The organism is Pontimicrobium sp. SW4 (genome assembly GCF_039954625.1).
GTDB lineage: Bacteria > Bacteroidota > Bacteroidia > Flavobacteriales > Flavobacteriaceae > Pontimicrobium.
The window spans coordinates 3,052,727-3,065,818 of sequence record NZ_CP157199.1 but is presented as its reverse complement, the minus strand read 5'-3'; the positions used below and the strand labels follow the sequence as shown (position 1 = coordinate 3,065,818).

General features: G+C 31.2%; 13 protein-coding genes. 10 read left to right on the top strand and 3 right to left on the bottom strand.

What is annotated here, in order from left to right:
• The first annotated feature begins 145 nt into the window (after positions 1 to 145).
• The 6 genes from ABGB03_RS14060 to ABGB03_RS14035 all read left to right on the top strand — a co-directional run bounded on the left by ABGB03_RS14060 (position 146) and on the right by ABGB03_RS14035 (position 6,707).
• Positions 146 to 1,135: an O-antigen ligase family protein gene (locus ABGB03_RS14060; protein ID WP_347923208.1), complete on the top strand. Its 990-nt coding sequence runs from the start codon at positions 146 to 148 to the stop codon at positions 1,133 to 1,135.
• A complete protein-coding gene (locus ABGB03_RS14055; protein ID WP_347923207.1) occupies positions 1,110 to 2,210 on the top strand; it encodes a DUF1972 domain-containing protein in 1,101 nt (366 codons plus the stop codon). The genes ABGB03_RS14060 and ABGB03_RS14055 overlap by 26 nt, the downstream gene beginning before the upstream one ends.
• An 80-nt stretch (positions 2,211 to 2,290) precedes the next feature.
• The gene (locus ABGB03_RS14050) at positions 2,291 to 3,604 is read left to right on the top strand and encodes a UDP-glucose/GDP-mannose dehydrogenase family protein (RefSeq protein WP_347923206.1); all 1,314 of its coding nucleotides are present in this window, start codon (positions 2,291 to 2,293) and stop codon (positions 3,602 to 3,604) included.
• 3 nt (positions 3,605 to 3,607) lie between these two features.
• A complete protein-coding gene (locus tag ABGB03_RS14045) occupies positions 3,608 to 4,594 on the top strand; it encodes a UDP-glucuronic acid decarboxylase family protein (protein WP_347923205.1) in 987 nt (328 codons plus the stop codon).
• Position 4,595: 1 nt separating this feature from the next.
• The gene (locus ABGB03_RS14040) at positions 4,596 to 5,948 is read left to right on the top strand and encodes an undecaprenyl-phosphate glucose phosphotransferase (RefSeq protein WP_347923204.1); all 1,353 of its coding nucleotides are present in this window, start codon (positions 4,596 to 4,598) and stop codon (positions 5,946 to 5,948) included.
• Positions 5,949 to 6,707 (top strand): glycosyltransferase family 2 protein, encoded by a 759-nt coding sequence (locus tag ABGB03_RS14035; protein WP_347923203.1) that lies wholly within the window; start codon positions 5,949 to 5,951, stop codon positions 6,705 to 6,707.
• Here ABGB03_RS14035 and ABGB03_RS14030 read toward each other — a convergent pair.
• Positions 6,702 to 8,009 carry a phenylacetate--CoA ligase family protein gene (locus tag ABGB03_RS14030; protein WP_347923202.1) on the bottom strand — a complete coding sequence of 436 codons (1,308 nt, stop codon included), beginning with the start codon at positions 8,007 to 8,009 and terminating at the stop codon, positions 6,702 to 6,704. The two genes, ABGB03_RS14035 and ABGB03_RS14030, sit on opposite strands and share 6 nt — an antisense overlap.
• A gap of 82 nt (positions 8,010 to 8,091) precedes the next feature.
• Here ABGB03_RS14030 and purD point away from each other — a divergent pair, with 82 nt between their 5' ends.
• The gene (gene purD, locus ABGB03_RS14025) at positions 8,092 to 9,363 is read left to right on the top strand and encodes a phosphoribosylamine--glycine ligase (RefSeq protein WP_347923201.1); all 1,272 of its coding nucleotides are present in this window, start codon (positions 8,092 to 8,094) and stop codon (positions 9,361 to 9,363) included.
• On the opposite strand, the gene ABGB03_RS14020 is transcribed toward purD, so the two are convergent.
• Positions 9,358 to 9,585: a uracil phosphoribosyltransferase gene (locus tag ABGB03_RS14020; protein ID WP_347923200.1), complete on the bottom strand. Its 228-nt coding sequence runs from the start codon at positions 9,583 to 9,585 to the stop codon at positions 9,358 to 9,360. The genes purD and ABGB03_RS14020 overlap by 6 nt on opposite strands.
• A 44-nt stretch (positions 9,586 to 9,629) precedes the next feature.
• Between ABGB03_RS14020 and ABGB03_RS14015 the strand changes: the two genes are divergently transcribed.
• The gene (locus ABGB03_RS14015; protein ID WP_347923199.1) at positions 9,630 to 10,553 is read left to right on the top strand and encodes a DUF6427 family protein; all 924 of its coding nucleotides are present in this window, start codon (positions 9,630 to 9,632) and stop codon (positions 10,551 to 10,553) included.
• Here the strand turns inward: ABGB03_RS14015 and upp are convergent.
• Positions 10,542 to 11,198, bottom strand: coding sequence for a uracil phosphoribosyltransferase (gene upp, locus ABGB03_RS14010; protein WP_347923198.1), 657 nt, complete (start codon positions 11,196 to 11,198; stop codon positions 10,542 to 10,544). The two genes, ABGB03_RS14015 and upp, sit on opposite strands and share 12 nt — an antisense overlap.
• 68 nt (positions 11,199 to 11,266) lie before the next feature.
• On the opposite strand from upp, the gene ABGB03_RS14005 reads away from it, so the two are divergent.
• Complete coding sequence (locus ABGB03_RS14005; protein ID WP_347923197.1) at positions 11,267 to 11,875, top strand: DUF4254 domain-containing protein; 609 nt, start codon at positions 11,267 to 11,269, stop codon at positions 11,873 to 11,875.
• A gap of 39 nt (positions 11,876 to 11,914) precedes the next feature.
• Positions 11,915 to 12,949 (top strand): glycosyltransferase family 9 protein, encoded by a 1,035-nt coding sequence (locus tag ABGB03_RS14000; RefSeq protein WP_347923196.1) that lies wholly within the window; start codon positions 11,915 to 11,917, stop codon positions 12,947 to 12,949.
• Positions 12,950 to 13,092 lie beyond the last annotated feature (143 nt).

Sequence of the window (13,092 nt, the reverse complement as noted above, 5' to 3'; positions counted from 1 at the left end):
CATTTTAAAAATCAAGTCTTTTAAAGCTAATTTTCTTATCATTTTTTTTGTTATTTCTTTAATTAGCAGCGCTTTCAGTGAGGAAAGTTTAGAGGGATTTAAGCATTTAGATTTAGTTTTACTACTTGTTTTAATCACTTTGGTAATGATTAATTCTAATATTAACAAATTTACAATTAATAAAATATTAAAATATTTTTACCTAAGCTCGGTTTTAAGTACTGCAATACTAATAGGATATGCCATAATTAAGATTATTAAAGCTTCTGAATTAAGCACAATAATCTTTCACGGCTTTACAGGTTTGTATGATCAACATCCAGTATATTTTTCTATGTACTTGTCCCTCTCTCTATTTATTTCAGCTTCATTTGATCGTGATGCTAGGAGTAAAAAAATATTTACGCCTAAGTTTATCTATCTTTTTAACTCGATTTTACTGGTAGGATTAATTTTATGTGCCTCAAAGGCAGTTTTAGCATTTAATTTTATTGCGTTTAGTGTTTTTTACCTTCTAAAAATTAGAAAAACGAAAACGAGGATTAAATATATTATAACTTTTGTTGTTACAGGTTTTTTAATTTTTAATATACCATTTATAAAAGACAGGTTTGTTGAAGGCATAAGCTTTAGTAAAGAAATAGCTTTGTTTAAACCTACTAATGATTATATCAAAAAGAAAGTATTTACTTATGATGAAAAAGAAGCTATTAGCGACTTAGAATTAAGGTATATTTGTGGGAGTATTGGTTTATACCACTTAATAAAGGACAATAAAGTTTATTTTGGATATGGACAAGGTGACACTAAAAATTATTTAAACTATTATTATTTTTCATATAACTTAGGGCCTAATTGGTTTGAAAATAGAAATGTTCATAACCAATATTTACATTTTTTGATAATGTACGGTATTTTTGTTTTAACTTTTTTCTTAGCGTATCTATTTTATAGTTTTAGAAAGGCAATTAATAATAAAAATAGACTTCATCTATTTTTCTTGTTATTAACTAGCTTTGTCTTTATATTCGAAGTTGTTTTAGTTAGGAATAAAGGAATAATTTTCTTCTATTTTTTTAACTCACTTTTTCTTTTTAATTACGATACCATTGAAGATAGCAATATTAGGAACTAGAGGAATACCCAACTACCATGGTGGTTTTGAACAATTTGCAGAATATTTTTCTTGCTTTTTGGCGAAGGAAGGGTATAGGGTTTATGTATATAATTCTCATACACATCCTTTTCAAGAAAATAGTTATAATGGAGTAAATATTATCCATTGTAATGACCCTGAAAATAGAATAGGTACAATAGGTCAGTTTATCTATGATTTAAACTGTATTAAAGATACTAGAAAACGGCAGTTTGATGTAATACTTCAATTAGGTTATACCAGTAATTCAATTTGGCATAATTTTTTACCTAAAACCTCAGTAATAATTACAAACATGGATGGACTGGAATGGAAAAGATCAAAATATAAAAAACCTGTTCAAAAATTTTTAAAATATGCAGAAGGATTAGCTGTTAAGAGCAGTGATTATTTAATTTCAGATTCAATAGGAATCCAAAACTATTTAAAGAAAACTTATAATAGAGAATCGACATATATTGCTTATGGAGCCAATGTTTTTAACGAGCCAGACGAAAACAAATTAGAAGAGTATAATGTAGAACCCTATAGCTATAATATGTTAATTGCTAGAATGGAACCAGAAAATAATATAGAAACAATACTAGACGGCGTTTCTAAAGCAACTAAAAAGACACCTTTTTTAGTTGTAGGAAAGCATGATGCAAACGAATTTGGTGCATATCTAAAGAAGAAGTTTAAAGATGTTAATCATATAAGATTTATTGGAGGCATATACAATCTTAAACACTTAAATAATCTTAGGTATTATTCTAATTTATATTTTCATGGGCATTCTGTCGGTGGAACTAATCCTTCATTATTAGAGGCAATGGCTTCACACTCCCTTATTATAGCTCACAACAATATTTTTAACAAGGCAATACTTAAAGGTGATGCCTTTTATTTTAATGACTCGAGTGAAGTAAAACATTATATAGATAAAACGCTTAAGTTAGATAATTCTGAACGTATTAAACAAGTAGTGAATAAAATCAACACGAAGTTTACTTGGGAGAAAATTAATCATGAGTATTTAAATTTACTAAAAAAAGCACTGAAAAACCCCCATTAAAATAAACCTTAAATAATCTTTTTAGTTAAAAGAGAGTTTAACATATTAGTTTTATATTTTTGCTTCATAAAAGTTTGTGAATGAAAATAGCAGTTATAGGTACAGGATATGTAGGCTTAGTCACAGGAACCTGTTTAGCTGAAACAGGCAACGAGGTACTTTGTATAGATATAGATGAAAGAAAAGTAAAGCAAATGCAAAAAGGTGTGGTACCAATTTATGAACCGCATTTAGATGTACTGTTTGAAAGAAACATAAAAGCAGGAAGATTAAGGTTTTCTACAAGCTTAGACGAAGGGCTAGGTCATGGTGATATTATTTTTTTAGCATTGCCAACACCTGAAGGAGGTGATGGTTCGGCAGATTTGTCATTTGTGTTGGGAGTCGCCAAAGAAATCGGAAAAAAAATACAATCATATAAAGTGATTGTAGACAAAAGCACAGTACCAGTAGGAACAGCTGATAAAGTAACAGAGGTTATTTCTAAAGAAACTAATGTTGATTTCGATGTGGTTTCAAATCCTGAATTTTTAAGAGAAGGTTTTGCAGTGGACGATTTTTTAAAACCAGAACGCATAGTCATTGGTTCAGAATCTGAAAGAGCTATTGACTTAATGAAAAAGCTATACAAGCCATTTGTTCGCTCTGGAAACCCAATAATCGTCATGGATGAGCGAAGTGCTGAACTCACTAAATATGCAGCAAATTCGTTTTTGGCAACTAAAATAACTTTTATGAATGAGATTGCTAATTTTTGTGAAAAGGTAGGTGCAGATGTCGATAAAGTTCGTGTTGGAATGGGTACAGACTCGCGTATAGGTAAACGTTTTTTATTCCCAGGAATTGGTTATGGAGGTTCTTGTTTCCCAAAAGACGTAAAAGCACTTCATAAATCTGGTAAAGATGCTGGTTATCAGTTTGATATTCTCAATGCCGTTATTAAAGTAAATGATGTCCAAAAAAAGATACTAATTCCTAGAATCGAAACGCATTTCAAAGGTGATATAAAAGGTAAAACCTTTGCTATTTGGGGGTTGGCATTCAAACCAGAAACGGACGACATTAGAGAGGCGCCTTCATTGTATATTATTGAAGAGCTATTACAAAAAGGTGCAAACATACAAGTATTTGATCCAGAAGCTATGCCAAATGTAAAACGTAAGTTTGGAGATAAATTAAACTACACATTAAACAAGTATGAAGCTGCTACTAATGCTGATGCTCTAATAATTTGTACTGAATGGAGTATTTTTAGAACACCAGATTTCAATAGATTAAAAGAGGAGTTAAATGCACCTATAATATTTGACGGAAGGAATTTATTTGATATTGAAGATATGCAAAATGAAGGTTTTCAATATAACTCTATAGGACGAAAATCAACACATATATAAGTTTTGAAAAAGGTTTTAATAACAGGAGCTGCCGGTTTTTTAGGGTCTCATTTATGTGATCGATTTATTGATGAAGGCTTTCTTGTTATCGGTATGGACAACTTCATTACAGGAGACCCATCAAATATTTCACATCTCTCTAGCAATCCTAATTTTGAGTTTATAGAACATGATGTCACCGAGTTTATTGCTATAGAAGGTACGCTAGATTATATTCTACATTTCGCTTCACCAGCAAGCCCAATCGATTATTTAAAAATTCCAATTCAAACCTTAAAAGTTGGTTCCTTAGGGACACATAACTTATTGGGATTGGCTAAAGCAAAACAAGCTAGAATACTCATTGCATCGACTTCAGAGGTTTATGGTGATCCATTGGTACACCCACAATCTGAAGATTATTACGGTAATGTTAGCACTATTGGACCTAGAGGTGTTTACGATGAAGCCAAACGATTTCAAGAATCCATTACCATGGCATATCATCGATTTCATGGATTGGAAACTAGAATTGTACGCATATTTAATACATATGGTCCAAGAATGAGACTTAACGATGGACGTGTTATTCCTGCCTTTATGGGACAAGCATTACGAGGTGAGGATTTAACGGTTTTTGGAGATGGATTACAAACGCGTTCGTTTTGTTTTGTTGATGATCAAGTAGAAGGGATTTTTAGGCTGCTATTTAGTGATTATATTTATCCAGTAAATATTGGAAACCCAGATGAAATTACGATTTTAGATTTTGCAAAAGAAATCATAGGACTAACACAGACAAACCAAAAAATAATTTATAAAGAATTACCTGTAGATGACCCTTTACAACGACAACCAGACATTAGTTTAGCAAAACAGCTTTTAGATTGGGAGCCAAAAATTGGAAGAACAGAAGGGATGAAGAAAACTTTTAATTATTTTAGAGGGTTATCAAAAGAAAAACTCTACAAAAGAGAGCATAAAGATTTTTCAAATCATATAAAAAAATAGTGTGGCATACAGACAAGGGAGGTATTCGAATTTAATTACACCATTATTTTGCTTAGTTGATTTAATAATAATTACTAGTACAATATCATTATTTAGTATTAACATCACTAATATTTATATTTTCACTGCTTATATTTCTCTGACTTGGATTATAATTTCTTTTAAAAACCACTATTATAATGTACGAAGACATACAAGAGCTGTTCAATTATTTATCCTTCTATTTAGGCAAATAATTTTATATGCATTAGTACTTTATGCATTCATAGGGTTCTTTAAACAACCTAACATTAGCAGGTTAGCGCTCGGACAGTACCTGATAGCTGTATTTCTCTTGCTAACCATATTTAAGGTTCTATCATTCTTTTTATTAAAAAAATATCGAGCTAAATTAGGCGGAAATAAAAGAAATGTGATTGTAATTGGTGATAATGAAAAAGTAAGACAGCTTATTGCTATATTTAAAACAAGACCAGAATTTGGCTATCAATTTAAAAAGCAATTTAACATTGAAAAAAGTATTGAAAACTTAAGCACATGCTTTAATTATATTATAGATAATGATATTGACGAGATTTATTTTTCTGCTTCAAAATTATCTAATGAACAGATTAATAAGCTTGTTGATTTTGCCGACAATAATTTAAGGGAGGTGAAATTTATACCAGATAATAAAGATATTTTCACAAAGAAATTGAAATATGAATACTATGATTACATTCCAATTTTATCTATAAGAACAATTCCTCTTCAGGAACCAATAAATAAGTTCACTAAAAGATTATTTGACATAATTTTTGCCTCGGCAATAATTCTTTTTTTACTATCATGGTTAACACCTTTATTGGCAGTCATTATAAAGTTAGAATCAAAAGGGCCTGTGTTTTTTAAACAAGTTAGAAACGGATTTAACTATAAAGAGTTCGCCTGTTATAAATTCCGATCTATGACGCCTAATAAGAATGCGCATTTGCATCAAGCAACAAAAGGAGACCAAAGAGTGACTAGGGTTGGAAGATTTATTCGCAAGACTAGTATAGATGAGTTACCTCAGTTTTATAATGTGTTGTTTGGAGACATGTCTGTTGTTGGACCTCGCCCACACATGGTAAGCCATACAAATATGTATGCTCAAAGAGTAGATAAATTTATGGTGCGTCATTTTGTAAAACCTGGAATTACTGGTTTAGCTCAGGTAAGTGGTTATAGAGGGGAGGTTGAGACAGACAAAGACATAATAGGAAGAGTAAAGTATGATATTTTTTATATCGAAAACTGGTCGACATTCCTTGATTTAAAAATCATCGTTCAGACTTTTATAAACGCTATAAAGGGAGAAGAAAAAGCCTATTAGATGGTTTCAATAATTACACCATCATACAACTCAGAACGGTATATAGCTACTACTATTCAATCTATTATTAGTCAAACCCATAACGATTGGGAATTAATAATTGTTGATGATGCTTCAATTGATAATACTTGCATCATCATTTCTGAGTTTACTAAAGAAGACAAACGCATAAAACTTATAAAGCAGCCTAAAAACTTAGGTGCTGGGGTAGCAAGAAACACAGCAATTAACATAGCTAAAGGAAATTACATAGCTTTTTTAGATGCAGATGATATATGGAAACCTAATAAGTTAGAAATTCAACTAGCTTATATGAAATCCACAAAAGCAGCGATTTGTTTTTCATCCTATGAATTAATAAGTGAACAAGGAAAACCATTGAATAAAATAGTCGAGGCTTTACCAGAGCTTACTTATCAAAAACAGATTAAATGCAATTATATAGGCAACTTGACAGGTATTTATAATGTTGACATATTGGGTAAATTATATATGCCAGACATAAAAAAAAGACAAGATTGGGTGATGTGGTTAAGTGCTATAAAAAAAGGAGGTCCAGCACGTGGAATTAAAGAATCTCTAGCTTACTATAGAGTTAGAAAAGGAGCTCTTTCATCTAATAAACTTAACTTAATCACCTATAATTTTAATGTGTATAAGGAGGTATTAGACTTTGGGTTTCTTAAATCAACCAGATACTTGATATTGTTTTTATTTGAATACTTTTTTGTAAAGTCAAAGCAAACTAAAAAGTTATAGCTTGGGGTTAAGGAGTGAAGTAAACTGTTTCAACTTTCCTTTTTTTGTTCGCTCTAGGTGACTTTTTTTAGTAAAAAAAACATCTACTCCAGACTCCAAATATTTAGCCAAAGCCTCATTAATCCTCTTTTTTTGATCATCATTTAAAGCGTTTTCTGACACATATTCTATTTCAAACCTATTTAAAGCATGTTGCAAAACCTTAATTTCTTGTATAGAGCCATCGTCTTTCATAACGGATTTTGTGACATAATAAAAAGAGAGACCAGGCGCAGTTTTCCCACTTGGCAGTTTTACATAATCTTCTTTTCTGCCTGTAAGCGTTTTTAGTACGCTTGTTTTTTTATCAACAGTATTAATGCTTCCTATATCTCCAATCTCGTATCTTATAAAAGGATGCGCTTTATTGAATAAATCAGTAATTACAATCCTTCCCTCTTCTCCGTAAGGCAAAATATTCCCTTGATTATCTAAAATTTCAACATACAGATTTAAATTATTTAAAACCCATTGTTCATCTTTTTCAAGAGCAATTAAGCCAAATTCAGCAGACCCATATTCATTTATTATTGGAATATTAAATGCTTTTTCAAGCAATTTTTTGTCTTCCTCAGAAAGCATTTCTGAAGTTGGTAAACACGCCTTTAAAGTAGGGCAGATTTCAGAGAGGATCAAGTTTCTTTGTAATAAACGCTTTGCAAAAGCCACTATAACAGATGTATATCCTGTCATAAAAACGAAATCTGTTTTTTTAAATTTCTTAACCCAATTATCTAAGGCAGTTTCCGAAAGATCAAAAACATTAAATCGATAACGATTCGTCACCCAATCTTTAAAACGCTCTTTATAATACCCTTTTTTATCTAAAGGAATTCCATAAAAACGCGCTTGTTTTGTATGAAATATAGAATACCATCCATACCATTCTTTAAAAATTGCCCATGTCATTGCGTGACAAAATTTGTCTTTAGCAAACACAAATGGATCTCCAGATGAACCAGATGTTTTGTTAACGTAAACATTTTTAACAGTATAGTTTTCCGACAATCTATCCTTTAGAGGTTGTTGCAAATCACGCTTAGTCATTACAGGAATCGTGTCCCAATCTAAAAGATTTACATTTTTGGCAAGTGATTTATAAAACGAAGTGTGTTTTATATGGTATGAAACAATGTCTTTCTTTTTCTGAGTAATGAATGTTTCAAACTCAGATTCAGATTTTTCTTGAATCTCTTTCAAAGCACGTTCAGCTTTACTAATTGGAAAGCGGTTACATCGTAAAGAAAGATTGAATAAATTCAAAAGAAAATTTAGATAATATGTTTTTGTAAAATAATTGTTTTTTAAGCTTAAAAGCAATTATTTTTGCGCAAACAACACTTCAATGAATATATTAATTCTAGGTTCTGGTGGAAGAGAACATACTTTCGCTTGGAAAACTGCTCAAAGCCCATTATGTAAATCCCTTTATGTTGCTCCAGGAAACTCTGGAACTGCTAAAATAGCAACCAATATAAATATTGGTGTTACAGATTTCGAAGCGATAAAATCTTTGGTTTTAGATAAAGAAATTGAGATGGTAGTTGTTGGGCCTGAAGATCCTTTAGTACAAGGTGTTCACGATTTCTTTTTAAATGATACTGAATTAAAAGATGTAGCTGTTATTGGTCCAGAAAAAGCAGCAGCCGAATTAGAAGGCAGTAAAGAATTTGCTAAGGAGTTTATGTATCGTCATAATATACCAACTGCAGCTTACCAAAGTTTTAATGCATCAAATGTTGAAGAAGGTTATGCGTTTCTAGAAACCTTAAACCCTCCTTATGTTTTAAAAGCCGATGGATTGGCGGCTGGGAAAGGTGTTTTGATTCTTAACGATTTACAAGAAGCAAAAACTGAGTTAAAAAACATGTTGGTTGATGCTAAATTTGGGGAAGCAAGTGCCAAAGTAGTGATTGAAGAATTTTTAGACGGCATTGAATTAAGTTGCTTTGTGTTAACCGATGGAAAGAATTACAAGATTCTACCAACAGCAAAAGATTATAAACGTATCGGCGAAGGTGATACAGGCTTAAATACTGGAGGCATGGGAGCAGTATCTCCAGTACCTTTTGCAACCCAAAGGTTTTTAGACAAAATAGAAGAACGCGTCGTAAAGCCTACTATTTCTGGACTTCAAAAAGATAATTTGCCATATAAAGGCTTTGTGTTTATTGGCTTGATAAAAGTTGGTGACGATCCAAAGGTAATTGAGTACAATGTTAGGATGGGAGACCCAGAAACCGAAGTAGTGCTACCAAGACTAAAAAACGATTTGGTTGAAGTTTTCCAAGCAATTGCAAATCAAACTTTAGATAAGATAGATATAGAAATTGACGAACGCTCTGCAACAACTGTGATGTTAGTTTCCGGTGGTTATCCTGAAGCTTACGAGAAAGGAAAGGAAATTTCAGGAGTAGAAACCATTACAAATTCTATACCTTTTCATGCAGGCGCTAAACTAGAAAATGGAAAAATTATAACGTCTGGTGGACGTGTTATGGCAATAACTTCTTTTGGGAATGATTACGAAGAGGCACTAAAAAAATCTTATCAAAGCATAGAAAAACTACATTTCGATAAGATGTATTATCGTAAAGATATTGGTTTTGATTTATAAGTATGAATGCGAAGTAATGCTTTTATCCTCTTCGCCTCTATCGTTAAACCCTTTTAATTGTAGCATCCAGTAAGTAAATGCGACTATTCCAATAACAATAAATATCCACGAAACAATATTTGCAGCCCACCAATTTTCAAGCTCTAATTCTCTTAAACCATCTAATGGCAAGAATAATACATCTACAAATAAATCTTGAATGGCATAAAAAAAGTCTTTCATTGTAATAATATTATATTTACATAGCAAATATACAAACTCTTTAAATGATTACAAGATTTTTTAGTACTTCTAAACCAATCCACCTTGTACTTGTATCTATTTTTGTATTAGGGTTGTTTTTAGCTGTTAGATTGGATTATTATTCTGAAGGTATAAGTTTACCACAAACAGGTAAAGAATTGTTATTATATGGTATAACACTGTTATCTATATTTGTACTCTCTTTTTTTGTAAACAAGAACAATCTAACTAAACAAAATAGTTTCAAAATTTTAGTGTTCAGCTTGTTTTTAGCATGTATTCCTGCAACAATACAATATGGAACTATTATTGCTTCAAACGTATTTATTTTATTTGCTATAAGACGAATAATAAGTTTAAGATCTAATTTACATATCAAGAAAAAATTATTTGATGCTGCCTTTTGGATTGCCTTAGCATCGTTGTTTTATTTTTGGTCTATCTTGTTTTTAATTTTGGTTTTTGCTGCGTTAGTGTTTTATTCTATTGGTCAATCAAATAATTGGATGATTCCTTTTACTGGCATTTTAACCGTCATTTTAATCATTATTAGTTATAATATCTTGACCCAAGATACCTTTGGAGATATTAATATGTATGTAGATAATGCCGCGTTTGATTTTTCTAACTATAAAACACCTAACTTAACAACTTCAATAACCATTATTTCGTTATTGAGTATTTGGGCTTTATTCTTCTATGTTAAAAAGTTACAGGATAAATCTAGAGCGCTTAGACCATCATTTACCTTAATTTTAATTGCCTTTATTATTGGGGTTGTAATAGTGATTTTAGCACCAAATAAAAATGGAAGCGAATTTATTTTTCTATTTGCGCCACTTGCTATTATTATGGCTAATTATATCGAGTCTATAAAAAAAGCTTGGCTTTCGGAGGTGTTTATATGGCTATTGATTATTACACCAATTTTTCAATTAGTGTTTTAGCTTATTACCAAACGCTAAATCTCCAGCATCGCCTAATCCAGGAACTATATAGCCCTTATCATTCAAATTTTTATCAATGGTAGCAATCCATAAATGGGTGTTCTCTGGAAAACGATCTTTAATATAATCAACACCAGCTTTAGCACCAATAACACTTAAAATATGAATCTGTTTTGGTATTCCATGAGATTTTAAAGCCTCATAAGTTAATGCTAATGATTTCCCAGTGGCCAGCATTGGGTCAACTAAAAGAAGTGTTTTATTTTCCAAATTTGGGCTTGCAATATACTCTACAATAATCTCAAAATCGGTATCGTTTAAATGATGTCTGTAAGCAGAAATAAATGCATTTTCGGCTCTATCAAAATAGTTTAAAACACCATTGTGTAGCGGTAAACCAGCTCTCAAAACTGAGCAGATTACAATATCATCTTTTGGTATATTTTGTTCTGTGTTACCTAAAGGCGTTTCAACACTAATAAGGTTATAGCTTAATGTTTTGCTCATTTCATAACTTAAGACCTCACCAATTCGCTCAATATTTCGCCTAAACCTCATTTTGTCGTTTTGAACAGAAACATCTCTTATTTCAAAAATAAAATTATTTAAAACAGAGTCCACGTTTGAGAGATTATGAATGTTCATTTTACGTAATTATGGTTGAGTAAAGTTAATTAAATAGAAGTATATTTGCACTTTATAAGCACAAAGATATGTTTTCAGATAAGGCTAATGCCATTTTTCAAGATGTTATTAAAACCTATAAAGTTTTAAACACTGTTGACCAACCTTTTACAAATAAGTACGATAAAAAAGAAGATTTAATAGCACATTTATTATACAGAAAATGTTGGATAGACACAGTTCAATGGGCTTATGAAGACATTATTAGAGATCCAAATATTGAGCCAGTTGCTGCTTTAAAATTAAAGCGAATGATTGACGCCTCCAATCAAGACAGAACAGATACTGTTGAATATATTGACAGCTATTTTTTAAATAAACACAAAGATGTTACTGTAAAACCAGAAGCAAAGATAAATTCTGAAAGTCCAGCTTGGGCAATTGATAGGTTGTCGATTTTAGCGTTAAAGATTTACCATATGCATTTGGAAACGGTTAGGAATGATGCATCACAACAGCATAAAGACGCTTGTCAAAAGAAATTAAATGTACTACTTGAACAACGTGTAGATTTATCAACTGCTATTGATGATTTACTTGAAGATATTTCTAATGGCAATAAATACATGAAGGTGTATAAGCAAATGAAAATGTATAATGATGATGAGCTTAATCCAGTTTTAAGAGCACAGAAATAATTTTTCATTATATTTCTGAGACTCATTATAAAGTTTTGAATGAGTAATTTACCTAAACACATTTTAGTTATTCGTTTGTCCGCAATGGGAGATGTCGCTATGACTGTTCCCATATTACGACAGCTTACCAAACAATATCCTACTGTTAAACTAACTGTATTAACTAGAAGTTTTTTTACGCCTTTTTTTAGAGATATAGAAAACGTTTCTGTTTATGCTGCTGATTTAAAGGGAAAGCACAAAGGTGTTTTTGGTCTTTATAAATTATCTAGAGAACTCAAACACTTAGAGTTTGATGCTATTGCAGATTTGCATAACGTTCTTAGAAGTAATGTACTAAAACTGTTTCTTAATAATAAAAAGTACGTTCAAATAGATAAAGGAAGACAAGAAAAAAAAGAATTAATATCTGGAAAATACTTTAGGCAACTTAAAACTACGCATCAACGATATGCAGATGTTTTTTCAGTACTTGGATTTAAACTTGATATGAATTCACCTTCATTTCCAAATCCGATTATTTTAAGCAATGAAACTAAGGAGATTGTTGGAGATAAAAATAAACCTTGGGTTGGTATTGCTCCTTTTGCAGCTTTTAAAAGTAAAACATATTCCAGAGAGCTGATAAAAGAAGTCATTAAATCTCTTAGCAAAACTAATACCATTTTACTTTTTGGAGGTGGATCAAACGAAATAAAGACCTTAGACACTATAGAGAGTTCATATACCAACACTATTAATCTCGCTGGTAAACTCTCTTTAGATGAAGAATTGGATGTTATTTCCAGCTTAGATTTGATGATATCGATGGATTCTGGAAATGCACATATAGCAGCAATGCTAGGTGTTGAGGTGGTTACGCTTTGGGGAGTTACACATCCTTATGCAGGGTTTTATCCTTTTAATCAAAAACCAGAGAATGCTTTACTAGCAGATAGAAAGCAGTTTTCTTTAATTCCTACTTCAATTTATGGCAATAAATTTCCAGAGGGATACGAAGAAGCAATTAACTCAATAACGCCTCAAGAAATAGTTTTAAAAGCTGAGAAGATTCTACAAAAAAGCCTCACATAAAGTGAGGCTAGGTTAAACGTTATAAATAGACATAGATAATCCTAAAAAAGATTAACGTTTAAATCCACTACTAATGTATTCGTTTTTAAAACACATAAAAATTTTGTGTAGGAAAATATGTATTCAATTCGATGAAATGCATA

Bases quoted from the DNA above. Each gene is read 5' to 3' on its own strand.
- ABGB03_RS14060 (WP_347923208.1), top strand. From the start codon at position 146: ATGATTAATTCTAATATTAACAAATTTACAATTAATAAAATATTAAAA.
- ABGB03_RS14050 (WP_347923206.1), top strand. From the start codon at position 2,291: ATGAAAATAGCAGTTATAGGTACAGGATATGTAGGCTTAGTCACAGGA.
- ABGB03_RS14035 (WP_347923203.1), top strand. From the start codon at position 5,949: ATGGTTTCAATAATTACACCATCATACAACTCAGAACGGTATATAGCT.
- purD (WP_347923201.1), top strand. From the start codon at position 8,092: ATGAATATATTAATTCTAGGTTCTGGTGGAAGAGAACATACTTTCGCT.
- ABGB03_RS14020 (WP_347923200.1), bottom strand. From the start codon at position 9,585: ATGAAAGACTTTTTTTATGCCATTCAAGATTTATTTGTAGATGTATTA.
- ABGB03_RS14015 (WP_347923199.1), top strand. From the start codon at position 9,630: ATGATTACAAGATTTTTTAGTACTTCTAAACCAATCCACCTTGTACTT.
- upp (WP_347923198.1), bottom strand. From the start codon at position 11,198: ATGAACATTCATAATCTCTCAAACGTGGACTCTGTTTTAAATAATTTT.
- ABGB03_RS14005 (WP_347923197.1), top strand. From the start codon at position 11,267: ATGTTTTCAGATAAGGCTAATGCCATTTTTCAAGATGTTATTAAAACC.
- ABGB03_RS14000 (WP_347923196.1), top strand. From the start codon at position 11,915: ATGAGTAATTTACCTAAACACATTTTAGTTATTCGTTTGTCCGCAATG.